At 65.8% G+C, this 19,172-nt stretch carries 17 protein-coding genes; 12 read left to right on the forward strand and 5 right to left on the reverse strand.

Annotation, left to right across the window (positions count from 1 at the left end):
• On the forward strand, nt 1-776 hold a 776-nt coding region (locus IC66_RS0115980; protein ID WP_038948301.1), incomplete at its 5' end, for a LysR substrate-binding domain-containing protein.
• 195 nt (nt 777-971) lie between these two features.
• Here the strand turns inward: IC66_RS0115980 and IC66_RS0115985 are convergent.
• Nucleotides 972-1,592, reverse strand: a complete 621-nt coding sequence (locus IC66_RS0115985; RefSeq protein ID WP_028141686.1) for a glutathione S-transferase family protein — start codon at nt 1,590-1,592, stop codon at nt 972-974.
• Between the two features lie 126 nt (nt 1,593-1,718).
• Between IC66_RS0115985 and IC66_RS0115990 the strand changes: the two genes are divergently transcribed.
• The gene (locus IC66_RS0115990; RefSeq protein ID WP_038948303.1) at nt 1,719-2,999 is read left to right on the forward strand and encodes a flavin-dependent oxidoreductase; all 1,281 of its coding nucleotides are present in this window, start codon (nt 1,719-1,721) and stop codon (nt 2,997-2,999) included.
• A 705-nt stretch (nt 3,000-3,704) separates the two neighbouring features.
• Nucleotides 3,705-4,163 (forward strand): hypothetical protein, encoded by a 459-nt coding sequence (locus IC66_RS0116000; RefSeq protein WP_028141689.1) that lies wholly within the window; start codon nt 3,705-3,707, stop codon nt 4,161-4,163.
• A 3-nt stretch (nt 4,164-4,166) separates the two neighbouring features.
• Here IC66_RS0116000 and IC66_RS0116005 read toward each other — a convergent pair whose 3' ends face one another.
• Together IC66_RS0116005 and mutY are read right to left on the reverse strand one after the other, a co-directional pair.
• Nucleotides 4,167-4,586: a PaaI family thioesterase gene (locus IC66_RS0116005; RefSeq protein ID WP_038948304.1), complete on the reverse strand. Its 420-nt coding sequence runs from the start codon at nt 4,584-4,586 to the stop codon at nt 4,167-4,169.
• Nucleotides 4,587-4,638: 52 nt separating this feature from the next.
• Nucleotides 4,639-5,757, reverse strand: coding sequence for an A/G-specific adenine glycosylase (mutY, locus tag IC66_RS0116010; RefSeq protein WP_038948305.1), 1,119 nt, complete (start codon nt 5,755-5,757; stop codon nt 4,639-4,641).
• 198 nt (nt 5,758-5,955) lie between these two features.
• Between mutY and IC66_RS0116015 the strand changes: the two genes are divergently transcribed.
• The 9 genes from IC66_RS0116015 to IC66_RS0116060 all read left to right on the forward strand — a co-directional run bounded on the left by IC66_RS0116015 (nt 5,956) and on the right by IC66_RS0116060 (nt 16,072).
• Nucleotides 5,956-6,447, forward strand: coding sequence for a DUF721 domain-containing protein (locus tag IC66_RS0116015; RefSeq protein ID WP_028141692.1), 492 nt, complete (start codon nt 5,956-5,958; stop codon nt 6,445-6,447).
• A gap of 140 nt (nt 6,448-6,587) precedes the next feature.
• Nucleotides 6,588-7,244, forward strand: coding sequence for a DsbA family protein (locus IC66_RS0116020; protein WP_028141693.1), 657 nt, complete (start codon nt 6,588-6,590; stop codon nt 7,242-7,244).
• A gap of 217 nt (nt 7,245-7,461) precedes the next feature.
• The gene (gene smc / locus IC66_RS0116025; protein ID WP_038948306.1) at nt 7,462-10,926 is read left to right on the forward strand and encodes a chromosome segregation protein SMC; all 3,465 of its coding nucleotides are present in this window, start codon (nt 7,462-7,464) and stop codon (nt 10,924-10,926) included.
• 111 nt (nt 10,927-11,037) lie between these two features.
• Nucleotides 11,038-12,018, forward strand: a complete 981-nt coding sequence (locus IC66_RS0116035) for a small ribosomal subunit Rsm22 family protein (RefSeq protein ID WP_038948307.1) — start codon at nt 11,038-11,040, stop codon at nt 12,016-12,018.
• Between the two features lie 138 nt (nt 12,019-12,156).
• Nucleotides 12,157-12,717 (forward strand): LemA family protein, encoded by a 561-nt coding sequence (locus IC66_RS0116040; protein WP_018323315.1) that lies wholly within the window; start codon nt 12,157-12,159, stop codon nt 12,715-12,717.
• 34 nt (nt 12,718-12,751) lie between these two features.
• Nucleotides 12,752-13,963: a M48 family metallopeptidase gene (locus tag IC66_RS0116045; protein ID WP_038948308.1), complete on the forward strand. Its 1,212-nt coding sequence runs from the start codon at nt 12,752-12,754 to the stop codon at nt 13,961-13,963.
• A 207-nt stretch (nt 13,964-14,170) separates the two neighbouring features.
• Nucleotides 14,171-14,923, forward strand: a complete 753-nt coding sequence (locus IC66_RS0116050) for a hypothetical protein (protein WP_028141697.1) — start codon at nt 14,171-14,173, stop codon at nt 14,921-14,923.
• Between the two features lie 60 nt (nt 14,924-14,983).
• A complete protein-coding gene (locus IC66_RS0116055) occupies nt 14,984-15,652 on the forward strand; it encodes a hypothetical protein (protein WP_028141698.1) in 669 nt (222 codons plus the stop codon).
• 87 nt (nt 15,653-15,739) lie between these two features.
• Entirely contained in the window at nt 15,740-16,072 is a 333-nt protein-coding gene (locus IC66_RS0116060; protein ID WP_028141699.1) for a GIY-YIG nuclease family protein, read from the forward strand.
• 16 nt (nt 16,073-16,088) lie between these two features.
• Here the strand turns inward: IC66_RS0116060 and IC66_RS0116065 are convergent, their stop codons facing one another.
• Nucleotides 16,089-16,628, reverse strand: a complete 540-nt coding sequence (locus tag IC66_RS0116065; protein ID WP_018323310.1) for an adenine phosphoribosyltransferase — start codon at nt 16,626-16,628, stop codon at nt 16,089-16,091.
• 119 nt (nt 16,629-16,747) lie between these two features.
• On the reverse strand, nt 16,748-18,913 hold the full coding sequence (locus tag IC66_RS0116070; protein ID WP_038948309.1) for an anthranilate synthase component I: 2,166 nt from the start codon (nt 18,911-18,913) through the stop codon (nt 16,748-16,750).
• Nucleotides 18,914-19,172 lie beyond the last annotated feature (259 nt).

Below are 19,172 nucleotides of genomic sequence, written 5' to 3' on the forward strand. Positions count from 1 at the left end.
TCGGCGATCCGCTGCTGGTGCGCACGGGCGCGCGGATGGAGCTGACGCCGCGGGCGCAGGCCCTGCGCGCGCCGCTGGCGCAGGCGCTCGATCAGGTGCGCGGGCTGTTCGTGCCTGATGACTTCGACGCCGCACGCAGCGAGCGGCAATTCCGCCTGATGATGCCGGATCTCGCAGTCGAACTGCTGATGCCGCCGCTGATGGAGAAGGTGACGCGGGCCGCGCCCAACGTCCGCATCGACATCGTGCCATGGCGGGGATCGGCGATCTTCCACGCCGAGTTCGCCCGCACCATCGACCTCGTGATCTCGATCGGCAACGCCTTCAAGGGCTTTCACCGCCAGCTGCTCTACGTCGACAGCGACGCGCTGGCGGTGCGGCGCGGCCACCCCTTGGCGGCGAAGCTGAAGCGGCGCGAGACGTTCCTGGCCGCGCGCCATGTCGGCGTGATCATCCGAGGCAGCAACGAGGATCTGATCGACACCTGGCTGCGCGCCAAGGGCATCGAGCGGCACATTTCGCTGGTCGTGTCAGGCTATCTCGAAGCGCTGCACGTCGCTGCCCGCACCGATCTCGTCGCCTTCGTGCCGCGCCGGCTGATCGCGGCACTGTCGAAACAGCTCGGCCTCGTCACCGTGACGCCACCGCTCGACCCCGGGATCGACGAGCAGTTCATGTTCTACCCGACCCGCGCCCAGATGGACCCCGGCTCGATCTGGCTGCGCCGACTGATGCTGCAGACGGGGCGGGAGCTGGAGAAGCGGAAGGCTGGGTAGGACGCAGCTTCAACAGACACGGTGTCGTCCCGGACAAGCACAGCCGAGCGGAGCGCTGATCCGGGACCCATAACCACAGGATGCGGTTTGGCGAAGACTGCTCGTTCGGGATTGCTACCGATCGCAATCGATAGATTCCGCGGTATGGGTCCCGGGTCTGCGCTTGCGCTTGCCCGGGACGACACCGCGTATTTGTCACGCCTTCTGCGCGTCCATCACCTTGCGCACAGCGGGGCGGTCAGACATCCGCTTGAAATGCTCGGCGATCTTCGGGGTCGCGTTGATGTCGACGCTGTCGCCTTCGAGCCAGGTCGAGAGGGTGTAGAGATACGGATCGCAGATCGTGAACTGATCGCCCATCACCCAGGGCCCCCGAAACATCTTCTGCTCGATCAGGGCGAAGCAGGCGGCCATGGTCTTCGGGACCATCGCCTTCATGTCGGCGAACGAGCTCTCCTGCGTCGCCCAGCGAGGACCGCGCATCTTGTGGGCATGATTGATGTGCACGGTCGAGCAGAGGTAGGAGTTGAACGACTGCACCTGGGCGAAGTCGAAGGGATCATCGAGCGGCGCGAGCTTCGCCTTGGGGAAGGTCTGCGCGAGATAGGCCAGCATCGCCGGCGTCTCGGTGAGGACGCCGCGATCCGTCACCAGCGCCGGCACACGCCCCTTCGGGTTGATCTTGAGATAGTCCGGGCTGTTCTGCTGGTTGTCCTTGAAGCTCAGCCGCTCGGCCGCGTAGTCGGCGCCGGCCTCCTCCAGGGTGATGTAGGTGGCGAGCGCGCAGGTGCCGGTGGCGTAGTAGAGCTTGAGCATGTCGGACCTCATGGGAAAGCCCGAGGTTAACGGCCCTCCGCCGCCCCGTCCATAGGGGACCTCTTCGCAGTTGCCCACCGCCGCCCGGCTGTGCGAAGACGCCGTCAATCGGAGGGGGATTTTGTCATGACCGTACTCATCGCCGGTGGCGGCATCGGCGGGCTGACGCTTGCGCTCAGCCTGCACCAGATCGGCGTTCCCGCAAAAGTCTTCGAAAGCGTCGCGGAACTGAAGCCGCTCGGCGTCGGCATCAACGTGCTGCCGCATGCGGTGCGCGAGCTGATCGAGCTCGGGCTGATGGACAGACTGGACGCCAGCGGGGTGCGGACGCGCGAGCTCGCCTATTTCTCCAAGCACGGCAAGCCGATCTGGAGCGAGCCTCGCGGGCTGGAGGCCGGCTACAAATGGCCGCAATTCTCGATCCATCGCGGCACGCTGCAACAGCTCCTGCTCGACACCGCGATCGAGCGGCTCGGCCGCGACAACATCCTCACCAGCCACCATCTGACCGGCTGGACCGAGACGGCAGATGGCGTGCGCGCCGACTTCATCGACCGGGCAACCGGCAAGGCCGCCGGGACTTACGACGGCGCGATCCTGATCGCCGCCGACGGCATCCATTCCGCCGCGCGCGAAAAGCTCTATCCCAATGAAGGTCCGCCGATCTGGAACGGCCGCATCCTCTGGCGCGGCGTCACGCCTTCCAAGGCCTTCCTGACCGGCCGCACCATGATCATGGCCGGCCATGAGATCCTGAAATTCGTCTGCTATCCGATCAGCAAGGCGCCGGACGCGGCGGGCAAACATCTGATCAACTGGGTCGCCGAGCGCCACATGCCGCCGACCTATCAGTGGCGGCGCGAGGACTATAACCGCACCGCGCGGCTGGAGGAGTTCCTGCCCTGGTTCGAGAGCTGGCAGTTCGACTGGCTTGACGTGCCCGGCCTGATCAAGAACTGCCCGCACGCCTATGAATATCCGCTGGTCGACCGCGATCCGGTCTCGCAATGGACCTTCGGCAAGGTCACGCTAATGGGCGATGCCGCGCATCCGATGTACCCGATCGGCTCGAACGGCGCCTCGCAGGCCATCCTCGATGCCCGCACCATCACCCGCGAGATTCTCGCGCATGGACCGACGACCGCGGCGCTGCTCGCCTATGAGGCCGAGCGCCGCCCCGCGACCACCGACCTCGTCCTGCTCAACCGCAAGAACGGACCCGAGCAGGTCATGCAACTGGTCGAAGAGCGCGCGCCCGACGGCTTTGAGGTCGTCACCGACGTGCTGTCGCAGAAGGAACTGGAAGACATCGCCGCCAACTACAAGCGCGTTGCGGGCTTCCAGGTCGAGGCGCTGAACGCGAAGCCGCCGATCGTCAGTGGAGATGCGAAGCGCGTGAGCGCCTGAAGGCGGGGCGGCAAGAGTTGTCCAACCGCCCCGCGTCCGTCACGGCCCATCAATATCCATACTGTCTGGAACACACCCAGTTGCCGTAGGCATCGTAGCAACGGTTGTTGTAGTAGCCGTATGCACCAGCCGCCGCCGCTCCGACTCCGACTGCCGCGGCTCCGTATGCGGCTCCCCGGTAGACGCCTCTACGCGCCGCAGTACGTGCTACGGGGTACCCTGCTATCGGCCGGGAGACGTGAGCGCGGCCGCCGTAGCGACCAGCGTGAACGGCACCGCCTCTGTAATGCGCGCCTCCTCCGTGAAATCCCCCTCCCCGATAGGCACCACCTCCTCCGCGGCCGCCGCGGGCGAGTGCGTCATCGGGAACAAGGCTTGCGCCGACAAGAGCGGCTGCGGCCAAGCCAACCAGAGCATATCGAAACATGGGCGTCCTCCCGTCATTGGAGTGCCGGTTCTATCCGCAGGGTGATGCCGTCAACGGGACAGGCACTTGCCCCCATCATTTGGCGCGCCGTGCATGTCCGATTGACCTAGATCAACGCCTGTCTGTTTCAAAGACCCGGGATGATCCAGCACTTTCAGGCCGAGGCTGAAGACCATGAGCGGCCGCAACCGCCCGCTGGTGCGCTTCGATCTAAGCCAATCCTTGGATGCGAGAGAAATTTGTCCATTCGATAGACGCGAATAACCGAGGCTGCGATCATGAAGTTCCGGGCGGGGTTGCTTGCGGCGGCTATCTTGCTGGCCGAAATGCACGCAAGTCATGCGGCGATACGGATCGCCGGCGATCGTGGCGGGCTAATCGACACCTATGTTGACAGATATGAACGCCTGCGCACTTCCGGAGAGACCGTCATCATCGATGGACTTTGTGCCTCATCGTGCACCATCGTTCTCGGTGCAGTTGCCGCTGACAAAATCTGTGTAACCTCGAAGGCCGCTCTCGGCTTCCACGCTGCTTGGGATTTCGGTCGGAAGGGAAGGACGATTACCGACCCTGACGCCACCAATTACCTATACTCCATGTATCCCGGGCCGGTGCAGCGTTGGATCGCGGCGCGCGGCGGGTTGAGGCCGCAACTCATCTTGCTGCGCGGCAAAGCACTTCGGGCGCTGTATAAGCCTTGCGCGCAGCACTCCGCGACACGGCCCCGACGGTAACGACTACCGCACCACCCTTGCCGCTTCCAGCAACCGCTCGGTCGCGCTTGCCGTTGCCAGCACCGTGCCGTTCTCCGCCATCAGCTTGGCCTCGACGAACGCAATCGTCTTGCCGAGCTGCGTCACCGTCGCCTCCCCGATGATCGGACCGGGCTTGGCGGGGCTGAGGAAATTCACGGTCATGCTGATGGTGGTGGTATAGAGCCGGCCCTCGCTCATCACCAGCACGGCCGGGCCCATGGTGTCGTCGAGCATGGCCGAGAGCATGCCGCCCTGGATGAAGCCCGCCGGATTGCAGAACTCCGGCTTGCCCTCGAAGCCGAGCTTGATCCAGCCCTCCTCGGGGCGGGCATCGAGCAGGCGCCATCCCAAGAGCTCCGCACAGGGTGGCCTGGGAAAATTGTCGAGCGCGGTCTTGACCATTGGCAGCCTCCGTTTCGCACCCCGATAGCGTAGCGCTGCTGCCAGCGTGCTGTCAGGAGGACGAGCCCGCTGAAAGGTTGAGCGCGTGCGCAATCACCTTGCGCATGACATTGGGCAGCGCCTCGTCCGCAAGGGTGGCGAGCGGCACCCAGCGCATACCCTCGGGCGCACGGGTGCGGGCTGCGGCCTTCGCCGTGTAGACCACCAGCTCCAGCGGAAAATGGGTGAAGACGTGGGTGACGACGCCCATTTTGCGCTGCCAGCGCGACAGCCCCTTCAGCGCCGGCGCCTGCAGCTTCGCCGCCGCGTCGTCCTGGCCGGCGAGCCAGTCCGAGCCGGGCACTTCGGTCATGCCGCCGAGCAGGCCCTTTTCGGGCCGGCCGCGGACCAGCAGATCCTCGCCTCGTGTGACGACGAAGGCCGCTCCGCGCCGCAACGTTCCGCTCTTCTTCGGCGCCTTGCGCGGAAAGGTCTCCTGCGTGCCTTGGAGGCGCGCCGTGCAATCCTCGTTCAGCGGACACAGCGAGCAGGCCGGCTTTTTCGGCGTGCAGATCGAGGCGCCGAGATCCATCAGCGCCTGCGCGCTGTCGCCGGCGCGGGAGTTCGCAAGCAGCGTCGCCGCTAGTTGCTGGATCAGAGGTTTCGCCTGCGGGAGCTGATCTTCAACTGCAAAGAGCCGCGACACCACGCGCTCGATATTGCCGTCGACCGGCATGGTGTGGCGATCGAAGGCGATCGCCGCGATCGCCGCCGCCGTGTACGGCCCGATGCCCGGCAGCGCACGCAGCCTCTCCTCGGTGTCGGGAAAGATGCCGCCATGCTCGCGCGTCACCGCGACCGCGCAGGCGTACAGGTTACGCGCGCGCGAGTAATAGCCTAGCCCGGCCCACATCCGCAGCACATCATCCTGCGAGGCCCGTCCGAGCGCAGTGACATCCGGCCAGCGCGCGACGAATTTTTCGAAATAGGGCCCGACCGCCTTCACCGTGGTCTGCTGCAGCATGATCTCCGACAGCCAGACGCGGTATGGGTCCGACGTCTCGCCGGGCGGGGCCCGCCACGGCAACCGGCGGCGGTGGCGGTCGTACCAGGCAAGCAACGCCACCGGGCGTGATGATGTCTCCGGCTGAGAAGGTTCCGGCTTCGGCTTACGGACGGATCTGGAACTCATTCCTGCACTGTAACGGCAATGCACCGGCCTCTCTACGTCATGCCCGCGCTCGTCGCGGGCATCCACGCCTTTCTTCGAGGGAAGAACGGGATGGCCGGGACATAGGCGAGCGGAAGCGACGCCGTCCTTCGGACGGCTAAGCCCGGCCATGACGCGCCGCGGGTCTGTGGCCCGCCCGCCGAAGTGCTATAAGGACCCATGTCCAAATTCCCTCCCAAACCCGGTCCGATCAGCGCCAAGCCGCTGGGCATCCTGCTCAACGACGTCTTTGCCGAGGCCTATGCCAAGCAGGGCTTTGCGGCGCGTGAGCTGGTGACGCGGTGGGCGCAGATTGCAGGTCCCGAGATCGCGGCCCATGCCGAGCCGCTGAAGATGCAATGGCCGCGCCCGGTGGAGGGCCAGCCGCAGGAGCCGGCGACCCTGGTGCTGCGGGTCGAGGGGCCGATGGCGCTGGAGATCCAGCATTCCGCGGACGTGATCCTGGAGCGCGTCAACCGCTTCTTCGGCTGGAGCGCGGTCGGCAAGCTCGCCTTCCGCCAGGCTCCACTGTCGCGCCCGCGCCGACCGGTCCGGCCCGGCCCGCCCGATCCCAAATCGGTGGCCAAGGTGGCGGAGAGCCTGGGCGATATCGAAGATGAACAACTGAAGACGGCGCTGGCGCGGCTGGGGGCCGCCATCAAGCGAAATTGAGCCTTATTTCGCGGCCAATCTGGACCCGTCTCTACCGCTCGCCATTGCCTCAAGCTACGTTTCAAGCTAGCGACAGGCCGCCCGGGCGGGAACCTCATAGACCCCCTGGGGCGACATTTTTGCCAATTCGGGAGCCGACCTTGATCATCACCCGCCGCGCCTTCACCACGATGCTGTCGCTGACCGGGCTTGCCGCGCTCGCCGGGCTGTCGCCGCTGCGGTTCATCTCGAAGGCCGCGGCTCAGTCCGCCGCCGACGTCACCAAGCCCGTGTCACTGCCCGACATGGCGCTCGGCCCGAACGATGCCGCCGTCACCATCACCGAATACGCCTCGATGACCTGCCCGCACTGCGCCGCCTTCAACGAGCAGGTGTTCCCGAAGATCAAGAAGGAATACATCGACACCGGCAAGGTGCGTTACATCTTCCGCGAGTTCCCGCTCGACATCAAAGCCGCCGCCGGCTCGATGCTGTCGCGCTGCATCGCCAATGGTGATGGGCCGAAATACTTCGCCGTCACCGACATGCTGTTTCGCCAGCAGAACGATTGGGTGGTGAAGAACACCACCGAGACCCTGACGCGGATCGGCAAGCAGGCCGGCCTCACCCAGCAGCAGGTCGAGGCCTGCCTGAAGGACCAGGCGCTGCTCGACAAGATCGCCGCCGACCAGAAATATGCCAGCGACGTTCTGAAGGTGGATTCGACGCCGACCTTCTTCATCAACGGCGAGAAGATCAAGGGTGAGGCCTCGTTCGAGGAATTCGCCAAGAAGATCAATCCGCTGCTGAAGAGCTGATTCGCTCGTCAAGATTCTGATTCGCATCTCGAAATCCGTATCTTTCCCGGCATAAATCCCTTGGGAAAAGCGGCTTTGGCCGGTTGCCCTCGCGGGGCACCGCGGCCATTGTCCAGCCGCATGAGGCGCCTCGCGCGACTCACCCGGATAGCGACACTGTCTTCCATGGTAGTGTCCCGGCAGGGGGATTCGCGCCTGCCAACAGAGATGCGTGCTTATGAAAATCACCCGCCTGCGCCTTCACGGTTTCAAGTCCTTCGTTGAGCCCACGGACTTCGTCATCGAGCCCGGCCTGACCGGCGTGGTCGGCCCCAACGGCTGCGGCAAGTCGAATCTCGTCGAAGCGCTGCGCTGGGCGATGGGTGAGACCTCGTACAAGTCGCTGCGCGCCGCCGACATGGACGCGGTGATCTTCGCAGGCTCCGGCAACCGTCCCGCGCGCAACCACGCCGAAGTGACGATGACGATCGACAATGCCGATCGCACCGCGCCGGCGGCGATGAACGACAGCCAGCTGCTCGAAATCTCCCGCCGCATCGAGCGCGAGGCGGGGTCGGTCTATCGCATCAACGGCCGCGACGTGCGCGCCCGCGACGTGCAGATCCTGTTTGCGGATGCCGCCACCGGCGCGCGTTCGCCGGCTCTCGTCCACCAAGGCAAGATCGGCGAGATCATCCAGGCCAAGCCCGAGCAGCGCCGTCGCGTGCTGGAAGACGCTGCCGGCGTCGCCGGTCTGCACGCCCGCCGCCACGAGGCCGAGCTGCGGCTGAAGGCGGCCGAAACCAACCTCACCCGCGTCGAGGACGTGATCGGCCAGCTCGCAGGACAAATGGAAGGCCTGAAGAAGCAGGCCCGCCAGGCCCTGCGCTACCGCGAGGTCGCGGCCAAGGTCCGCAAGGCCGAAGCAACCCTGTTCCACCTGCGCTGGGTCGGCGCCCATGCCGACGTCAACGAATCCGGCCAGACCCACGATCTCGCGGTGCGCGAGATGGCCGAGCGCACCCAGCACCAGGCCGAAGCCGCCCGCATCCAGGCGATCCGCGCCGCCGAAATGCCGGCGCTGCGCGATGCCGAGGCGCGCGCCGCCGCAGGCTTGCAGCGCCTGACCAATGCTCGCGAGCTGCTCGACCGCGAGGAGGAGCGCGCCAAGGAGCGCGTCGCCGAGCTCGAGCGCCGCCTTGCCCAGTTCGAAGGCGATATCTCCCGCGCCCAGCAGCAGACCATGGACGCCGACGTCGCGCTGCAGCGGCTCGACACCGAAGACGCCGAGCTGAAGGAAGAGATCAAGTCGCGCGTCGAGAAGCGCTCCGGTGTCGACGAGCGCGTCGGCGAAGCCGAGGCGGTGCTGACCGAAACCGAACAGCAGTTCGCCGAGCTCACCACCGCGCTGGCCGACCTCACCGCCAAGCGCAACCAGCTCGAGGCCAATGTCCGCACCCACCGCGACAAGCTGGCCCGGCTCGACCAGGAGATCGCGAACGTCGCTGCGGAAGAGCAGAAGCTTGCCGCCGAGACTGGCGGCTTTGGCGATCTCGACGAGCTGACCGCGACGGTCGAGACCGCGGAGCAGACGCTGGCCGCCTCGGAAGCCGCGGCGCAAGCGAGCGAAGCCGCCCACGTCGCGGCACGCCAGACGCTGGAATCCTCGCGCTCGCCGCTGGTCGAGGCCGACAAGCGCGCACAGCGGCTCGAAACCGAGGCGCGCACGATCTCCAAGATCCTCAACGGCGAGACCAAGAATCTGTGGCCGCCGATCATCGACGGCATCACCGTCGACAAGGGCTTTGAAAAGGCCATCGGCGCCGCGCTCGGCGACGATCTCGATGCCCCGATCGACCCGTCGGCGCCGATGCGCTGGACCAATGTCGGACACACCGACGGCGATCCGGAGCTGCCGGAAGGCGCCGTGCCGCTCGCCAATCATGTGCAGGCGCCGGCCGAGCTGACGCGCCGTCTGGCCCAGATCGGCGTGGTTCCGCGCGAGCGCGGTGCCGAGCTGGTCTCGCAGCTCAAGACCGGCCAGCGGCTGGTCTCGCCCGAGGGCGACGTCTGGCGCTGGGACGGCTTTGTCGCGGCGGCGCATGCGCCGACCGGTGCAGCCCGCCGCCTCGCCGAGCGCGCCCGTCTCGTCGACATCGAGAACGAGCTGGAGCAGGCCCGCATCGACGCGCAGATCAAGCGTCAGGCGCTGGAGAACGCCGAGTCCGAGCTGCAGATGGCCGCGAGCACCGAAGGCGCCAGCCGCGAAGCCTGGCGCGCCGCGCAGCGCGAGCTCAACGTCGCGCGTGAACGCCATGCCACCGCCGAGCGCGAGATCAGCCGCCACGCCGCGCGCAAGGCGACGCTGTCGGAAGCGCACAGCCGTCTCGCTGCCGACCGCGCCGAGGCCGAGGCCGCCTACGAATACGCAGAAGCCGGCATCTCCGAGCTGCCGTCGAGCGAGGATACCGAGACTCGTCTGGCCGCGGTCCGCAGCGACATCGAAGGCCATCGTCGCATGGCCGCGCAGGTCCGCGCCGAGGCGCAGGCGCTGGCGCGCGAGGCCGAGCTTGCCGACCGCCGCGTGCAGGCGATCCTCGCCGAACGCACCGAGTGGCAGAACCGCAAGGAGAGCGCGGCCTCCCACATCGACACCATCCAGGCTCGTATTGCCGAACTCACGATCGAGCGCAGCGATCTCGAAAACGCGCCGCAAGTGTTCGCCGAGAAGCGCAGCGCGCTGATCACCGAGATCGAATATGCCGAGAACGACCGCCGCATGGCCGCCGACGCGCTCGCCACCGCGGAGACCGCGATGGCCGAGACCGATCGCGTCGCCAAGCTGACGCTCGAAGCCCTCTCCAGCTCGCGCGAGGCCACCGCCCGCGCCGAGGAGCGCATGGAAGGCGCGCGGCGCCGTCTCGAGGACATCGAACGCGAGATCCGCGACATGCTTGAGGTCGAGCCGCAGGCCGTCGCCGGCCTCGCCGAGATCGAGCCCGGCGCGGAGCTGCCGCCGCTGCACGACATCGAGGAAGACCTCGAAAAGATGCGTCGCGACCGCGAGCGCCTAGGGGCCGTCAACCTCCGCGCTGAAGAAGAGCTGCGCGAGGTCGAGACCCAGCACACGGGTCTGGTCACCGAGCGCGACGACCTCGTCGAAGCCATCAAGCGGCTGCGCCAGGGCATCCAGAGCCTCAACAAGGAGGCGCGCGAGCGTCTCCTGACCTCGTTCGAGGTCGTCAACAACCACTTCAAGCGCCTGTTCGTCGAGCTGTTCGGCGGCGGCGAAGCCGCGCTGCACCTGATCGAGAGTGACGACCCGCTGGAAGCCGGCCTCGAAATCATTGCCAAACCGCCGGGCAAGAAGCCGCAGACGCTGTCGCTGCTATCGGGCGGCGAGCAGGCGCTGACCGCGATGGCGCTGATCTTCGCGGTGTTCCTCACTAACCCTTCGCCGATCTGCGTGCTGGACGAAGTCGACGCGCCGCTCGACGACCACAACGTCGAACGGTACTGCAACCTCCTCCACGAAATGACCGGCTCGACCGACACGCGCTTCATCATCATCACGCACAACCCGATCACGATGGCGCGGATGAACCGGCTGTTCGGCGTCACCATGGCCGAGCGCGGCGTGTCGCAGCTGGTGTCGGTCAGCCTGTCAGAGGCTGTGGACATTCTCGACCAGAACGTGGCTTGAGAAGATTGACCGTCATTCCGGGGCGATGCGCAGCATCGAGCCCGGAATCCCGAACCACAATCTCTGGATTCCGGGTTCGCGCTTCGCGCGCCCCGGAATGATGTGAGGTTGATGATGATCTCACCCACCCTCCCCGCCGAATTGAAAGCCGCCCTTGACGGCAGGCTGCAGGGCTTCTCCCGTACCGACGCCGCACAGCGTTCGCAGAAAATCTCGACCAGCTACCGCGCCGGCGGCGGCTCCGGCACCATCAAGTCGGACGCCGATGCGCTCGCCTATGCGCTCGCGCGCATGCCGGCGACCTACGCGGCCGTCGCCGCAAGCCTGAATGCGCTGACCGAGATCGCACCGGATCTGGCTCCGGAAACGCTGCTCGACGTCGGCGCAGGTCCGGGCACCGCGAGCTGGGCCGCTGCGGAGGCCTTTCCCTCGCTACAGGATTTTACGCTGCTCGACGCCAATGCCACTTTGAGCCGGCTCGCGCTCGAACTCGCGCGCGACAGCACGCGGCTGGCGGAATGCCGCTATCTGCCGGGCGATGCCGGCGGCAACCTCGCCGAGGTCGCGCAAGCGGATCTCGTGGTTGCGAGCTATGTCATCGGCGAGCTCAGTGAAAGCGAGCAGCGCGCGCTCGCCGCGGCCATGTGGGCGAAAGCGCGTCACGCCCTGGTCGTGATCGAACCCGGCACGCCCGCCGGCACCGCGCGCATCCTCGCGCTGCGCCAGCAATTGATCGCAGCCGGCGCCTTCGTCGCCGCCCCCTGCCCGCACGAAAAACCTTGCCCGCTCACCGCGCCCGACTGGTGCCATTTCAACCAGCGCCTGCCGCGCTCGCAGGCACACCGGCAAATCAAGGCCGCGGAGGTGCCATTCGAGGACGAGCGCTTCATCTACGTCGCGCTGACCCGCACGCCGCCCGCCGTGCGCGCCGCGCGCGTGCTGGCGCCGCCGGATGTCGGCAAGGCCGAGATCACGGCCAAGCTCTGCACCGAGGATGGCGTCGCCATCACGAGGGTGCCTCGTCGCGACAAGGCCGCCTATGCCGGGGCACGCCGCTGGCGCTGGGGCGACGCCATTCTGTCCGAAAGTTAACCTCGTTCCAGACTTTTGCCTTGAACGCGGGCGGCTCCCCATTCGACCAAGCCTTACCTCTCCTCTGCGCCGGGCTCTCATCCTGCGCCAATTTGGTCTAGGCTAGCGCCCGCCTTCTTCCCCCTTCAGGAGTTCTCCATGTCGACCGGCTGGATCGTTCTCGGCGTCATCGTCGTCCTCGCACTGTTCGCCTTCAGCGCCTACAACCGCCTGGTGGCGCTGAGCCAGCGCGTCGGCCAGGCCTTTGCCGATATCGACGTGCAGCTCAAGCAGCGCCACGACCTGATCCCGAACCTGGTCGAGACGGTGAAGGGCTACGCCTCGCACGAGCGCGGCACGCTCGACGACGTCATCAAGGCACGCAATTCGGCGATGTCGGCGCAGGGGCCGGCGCAGGTGTCCGCGGCCGAGAACCAGCTGTCCGGCGCGCTCGGCCGGCTGATCGCGCTGTCGGAGGCCTATCCCGACCTCAAGGCCAACGCCAATTTCCAGCAGCTCGCATCCGAGCTTTCCGACCTCGAGAACAAGATCGCGGCGAGCCGCCGCTTCTTCAACAACGCGGTCCAGGAATACAACACCGGCATCCAGCAGCTGCCCGCCGCTTTGTTCGCCGGCATGTTCGGCTTCACCAGGAAGGACTTCTTCGATCTCGGTGCCAGCCGCACCGAGGTCGAGGCCGCGCCGCAGGTGAAGTTCTGATCTTGAGCCGATAGGCCGGCAGGGCACCCGCGTCATGGCCGCGTATGGTCTCTACACGCACATCGCCTCGAACAAGTTTCGTTCGATGCTGCTGCTCGCCGGCCTGTTCATGCTGGTCTACGTGCTGGTCTATGCTGGCGCGTTGGTCGCCGAAGTCGTCATCAACGGCAATGAGACCGTCGTCTATTACCTGAGGCGCGCCCTCCACGATCTGATCGTGGCCGCACCGGTTGCGACAATCGTGGCGGCGGTCTGGGTCGTGATCGCCTATTTCTTCCACCAGTCGATGATCGACGCGGTGACCGGCGGCCACGACGTTACCCGGCAGGAGGAGCCGCGGCTCTACAATCTGCTGGAAAACCTCTGCATCTCGCGCGGCATTACCATGCCGAAGCTGAAGATCATGGAGAGCCCGGCGCTGAACGCGTTCGCGACCGGCCTCAATCCCAGGCAATATTCGATCACCGTCACCACGGGTCTGCTCGATGCGCTTGATGACAAGGAGATCGAGGCGGTGCTGGGCCATGAGCTGACCCACATCAAGAACGGCGACGTGCAGCTGATGGTGGTCGCCGTCATCATCGCAGGCGTGGTCGGCTTCTTCGGCGAATTGTTCTTCCGCCTGTTCACCAATTTCAATTGGAGCTCCGGCTCCGGCGGCTCATGGTCCTCGGGCTCCTCCTCGTCGTCGCGGTCGTCCTCGTCATCGAGCGACAACAAGAGTTCCGGCGGCGGCGCGGTGATCGTCATCATCATCGCGATCGTGCTGATCGTGGTGGCCTGGCTGCTGTCCCAGGTTGTCAAGCTCGCACTGTCGCGTTCGCGCGAATATCTCGCCGACGCGGGCTCCGTCGAGCTGACGAAAGACCCCGATGCGATGATCTCGGCGCTGCGCAAGATCGAGAATCGCGGCGAGCTGCCCGGCGCGACCTCGGCCGTGATGGAGCTCTGCGTCGACAATCCCCGCGAGGGCTTTGCCGATCTGTTCGCGACCCACCCGTCCGTGCAATCCCGGGTCGACGCGCTCGTCAAGTTCGCCGGCGGCCACGATCCGGGCCCGCTGCCGCCGACCGAGGAAACCGACGAGCCCGAGGCGCAAGCTGACCCGCAGGACGCTCCACCGCCGCTGCGTCATGGCCCGTGGGACGATGCGGCCGCTCCGCCGCCCCTACCCGCACCCGGCCCCTCCGGGACCGCGAGCAGCAACCCGGCGGGCAATCTCATGGGTCCCTGGGGCCGTCATTAAGCACGCGATGTCCTGCCACGCGCAGCGGGTTTCGCCGCGATTGGGAAAAACTTCGGGAATTGCCGTATCGGCATGCCGAGGAATTGAATTCTCCCTTGTTTCTGCCATGTTCGCGCCCAACAGCAGACTTGGGACATCCTTCGGACATCGATTTGGGGCCCGGCCGATTGCGACCTCGCGATCGGGGGCGCGCGTTAGGGGACAGCAATGGCAAAGCCGGCAGTGGTTGTGGTGGGCGCGGACAAGGGCGGGGTCGGCAAGACCACGGTATCGCGCACCTTGCTCGATTATTTCTCAGCCAACAACGTGCCGACGCGCGCCTTCGACACGGAATCGCCGCGCGGAACCCTGAAGCGCTTCCACCCCGACATCACCGAGATCGTCGACATGACGACGACGGCCGATCAGATGAAGATCTTCGATACGCTCAACGCGACCAGCCCGTCGGTCACCGTGATCGACGTCCGCGCCGGCCTGCTCTCGCCGGCGCTGGCCTCGCTGCGCGACATCGGCTTCTTGGATGCCGCCAAGGCAGGCCAGATCACCTTCGCGGTGTTCCACATCCTCGGACCCTCGATCGCCTCGCTGGACGAGATCGCCGAAACCGCGGGCTTCATGACCGGCGCAAAATATTTCCTGGTGAAGAACTTCATCAACGACACCCAGTTCTTTCAATGGGACCAGGCGACCTACAATTCCTACTTCCACCGCATCAAGGACGCGACCGAGCTGACCATCCCCAAGCTCAACGAAATGGCCTATGAGCAGGTCGAGGTTTCGTCCGTCCCGTTCCTGAAATTCGTCGCCAACAAGGGCATCAGCGACGAGGCCGCGAACTATTCGTTCGTGCTGCGCGGCTATGTCCGGCACTGGCTGGCCAATGTCTGGAGCGAGTTCGACCGGATCCGGCTGACCGACATCGTCGGCTCGAAGCCCGCGACCCGCAACAGCGAAAAATAGTTGCGCAAGCAGGGCTGATACGGCTGGATTGGTCGCCAGGTTCGACTGATATAGCTGCCGATGCCCGCCACGCCCGTCTACATCATCTGCTCGCCCCGCCCGCAGGTCGGCAAGACACTGCTGGCGCGGCTGCTCGCTGAATTTCTGCTGCTCAAGAACGGCAACGTCGCGGCCTTCGACGTCAATCTGAAGGAACCGTCGCTGCTCGACTACCTGCCAAAGATCACGGAGACCGCCGACGTGATCGACACCTACGGCAAGATGCAGCTGATGGACCGCGTCATCGTCGATGACGGCATGGCCAAGGTGATCGACCTCGGCTTCCACGCCTTCGACGAGTTCTTCAAGATGACCGACGAGATCGGCCTCTTGAAGGAGGCCGCCCGCCGCCATGTCGCGCCTCAGATCCTGTTCGTCGCCGACACCGACCGCGCCTCCGCCCGCGCCCACGAGATGCTGCGCGGGCAGATCCCGCGGATGAACCTGATCACCGTGGACAATGAATATGTCGTGCGCGGTGAGCTGCCGGCCGCGATGGCCGGCGGCCGGCTGTTCCGCCTGCCTGCCTTGCCCGGCTTCCTCAAGACCTATGTCGACCGGCTGAACTTCTCCTTCACCGGCTATCTGCGCCAGGAGAAGGACGCCTCCACCGAGCTGCACCAATGGACCCGGCGGAATTACTTTGCCTTCCGCGAGCTCGAGCTCAGCCTGATCCTTCAGCGATCCTAGATAATTTCACCCGGATAATATTGACTGCGGGTTGGAGCGGGCTTATTGAGGCGGGCATCAATATCCCCCTCAGCATGGCCCGTCACCGTGAGCATCGACCGGAAGGCAGCGATTGCCGCCTACAAGGAGCGGAAGACCATTGCGGGCATCTTCGTCGTGCGTTGCGCGGTCTCGGGCGAGGCCTGGGTCGGCCAGGCGCCGAACCTGGAGACGATCCGGAACCGCATCTGGTTCTCGCTGCGCCAGGGCAGCCACACCTGCCGCAGCCTTCAGGCTGCCTGGAATGCGCATGGCGAGCCCGGCCTGACCTTTGGCGAATGCGAGCGCCTGGAGGATGAGGAAACCGCCTATGTCAGGAACGCGCTCCTGAAGGAGCGCCTGCTGCATTGGCGGGATGAACTGAAGGCCGAGGCGATCTGAAGATCGTGGCGACCTCTCAGTGTCCCTCGAACGTCATCAGCGTGCGCACCGGCACGTCCATGGCGCGCAGCTTGGCGGCGCCGCCGAGCTCGGGCAGATCGATGATGAAGCAGGCGGCGACGACGTTGGCGCCGATCTGGCGCAGCAGCTTCACCGCGCCTTCCGCGGTGCCGCCGGTGGCGATGAGGTCGTCGACCAGGATGACGCGCTCGCCGGGCTGGATGGCGTCGACATGCATCTCCATCTCGTCGATGCCGTATTCGAGCGAATAAGCGATGCGCACGGTGGTGTGCGGCAGCTTGCCCTTCTTGCGGATCGGCACGAAGCCGGCCGAGAGCTGGTGCGCCACCGCACCGCCGATGATGAAGCCCCTCGCCTCCATGCCGGCGACCTTGTCGATCTTGTTGCCGGCCCAGGGGTTGACGAGCTCGTCGACCGCGCGGCGGAACGCGCGCGCGTCCGCGAGCAGGGTCGTGATATCGCGGAACATGATCCCCGGCTTGGGATAGTCGGGAATGGTCCGGACGCTCGCCTTGATGTCGTGGTCAAAGGTCATTCGGTTCTCATCTCAGTTGTCATTCCGGGGCGATGCGTCAGCATCGAACCCGGAATCTCGAGATTCCGGATCTGGTGCTGACGCACCATCCCGGAATGACGAGGTGAAATATCCTGCACTCAATTCGCCCCAGCATCCAGCCGGAACGCATTCTCGACAATACGTAGTCCCACCTCATTGCTGAGCGACATCAGCGATTCCGGATGGAATTGCACGCCGGCGACCGGCAGCGTCTTGTGCTCCAGCGCCATGGCGACGCCGTCCTCGGTGCTGGCGGTGACGGACAAGACCTCCGGCATGCTGTCGCGCTCGACAAAGAGCGAGTGATAGCGGCCGATGACGATCTCGTTCGGCAGGTTGCGCATCAAGCGTCCGCCGCGCACCTGCACCCGCGAGGGCCGGCCATGAGCGGGATGGGTGAGCTGCCCGAGCTCGCCGCCGAAATATTCGCCGATCGCCTGCACGCCGAGGCAGACGCCAAACACCGGCAGCTTCTGCTCCAGCGCCGCGTCGATCGTCTTCTTGATCGCGAAATCCTCTGGCCGGCCGGGGCCCGGCGACAGCACCAGCAAATCCCATGTCTTCCGCTTGAGCATGTCGAGTGCATGCACATGGCGGACCACGGTGACGTCGGCGCCGACCTGGCGGAAATAATCGGCGAGCATGTGCACGAAGCTGTCGTCGTGGTCGATCAGCAGCACCCGCTTGCCCGAACCGGTCGCATCCGGCGCAAAAGTCGACAGCGGCTTTGGCGGATCGCCGCGCAGCGCCTGGAACAGGGCTGCGGCCTTGACCTGGCATTCGCGGTCTTCCGCGGCAGGATCCGAGTCGAACAGACAGGTGGCGCCGACACGCACTTCAGCCAGACCATCCTTCATGCGAATGGTGCGGATGGTGAGGCCGGTGTTGATGCTGCCGTCGAAGTTCACTGCGCCGATCGCGCCGGCATACCAGCGGCGCGGCGAGCGCTCGTGATCCTCGACGAACTGCATCGCCCACAGCTTGGGTGCGCCGGTGACGGTCACGGCCCACGCGTGGGTGAGGAAGGCGTCGAGCGCGTCGAAGCCGGGACGCAGCATGCCCTCGACATGATCGACGGTGTGGAAGAGCTTTGAATAGGTCTCGATCTGGCGCCGCGCCAGCACCTTGATCGTGCCGGGCACGCAGACGCGCGCCTTGTCGTTGCGGTCGACGTCGGTGCACATGTTGAGCTCGAACTCGTCCTTCTCCGAGTTCAGGAGCTGGCGGATCTGCTCGGCATCGCCGATCGCGTCGGTGCCGCGCGCGATCGTGCCTGAGATCGGGCAGGTCTCGACCCGACGTCCGTCCGAGCGCACGAACATTTCCGGCGAGGCCGACACCAGGAATTCGCCCTCACCCAGATTCATCAGCGCGCCGTAGGGCGACGGGTTGATGACGCAGAGCCGCTGGAACACTTCGGCAGGCGAGCGATCGCAGGGCTCGGCGAACAGCTGGCCCGGCACCGCCTCGAACAGATCGCCGCGCGCAAACGCAGCACGCGCCGTCTCGACGGTGGCCTGATATTCGCCGGGCGCGTGATCGGCAAACCCCTGCCGCGGCGTCTTCAGATACGGACTCTCGGCGGTCTCGCGCGGCAGGCCCTCGGTCGACTTGCCCTTCCAGGCAAAATCGTAGCTCAGCACCACGCCGCGGCCGGTGGCGCGGTCATAGGCCAGCAGGCGATCGGGCACGTAGAGAACGATGTCACGCTGGTCGCTCTCTCGTGCGCGCTTCTGCACGAGGTCCTCGATCTGGAACACGAGGTCGTAGGCGAAAGCGCCGAACAGGCCGAGCAACCCGTCGTCATTGGCCGAGAAGGCGGCAATGATATCGCGCACCAGCGACATCACGCTGGCGCGCCGCGTGCGCTGGTCTTCCTCGACCGGCGCATCGCCGCGGATGATGTGGCCGGCAAGGCGCGTGGCGTTCTTCTCGGAGATGACGACGCAGGGCTCGCGCAGCACATCGCCGAGGAAGGCGATCAGCACCTGCCCGCGCGCGTTCAGCGCCTCCAGCTTGAAATTGACGCCAGATGTCTCGAGCTTGAGCGGGGGATCAGAGAAGCCGAGATCAAAGCTCTCGTAGCGGCCGGGCACGGTCGTGCCCGAGGACAGCACCACGCCGCGGCGGCGGTCGAGCAGGTTGATCAGGTCGTCGAGCCTGTTGGCGCCGCCGGTAAACTGCTCCGCCACGCGCGTGATCGCCAGACCCGCGCGGGTCGCGTAGTCGCTTCTGGCCGGGAGGGCAAAGACTGTCCTGTTCATGTCGTCCTCTTACGAAACTTGCCGAGGGAACGCCACACAGGACAAACGAGAAGGCCGCCGCACTGTGCAGGCGACCTCAGACGATTTGGGAAAGGTAAATCGCACCGGCCACCTCTTAGGAGGTGCGCCACCAAAGACGGGCTGGGCAGGCTGCGGTGCTCATGGGCGGATACTCACCATGGCGCGGGGGCGGCGTCAAGGTGAGAAACCTACTCCCCGCGACCGGGGCGCGCAGCGTCCAGCTGCCGCTTCTGCTTGG

The sequence above is a fragment of the Bradyrhizobium genomosp. III genome (genome assembly GCF_000261705.1).
GTDB classification, from domain to species: domain Bacteria; phylum Pseudomonadota; class Alphaproteobacteria; order Rhizobiales; family Xanthobacteraceae; genus Bradyrhizobium; species Bradyrhizobium ottawaense.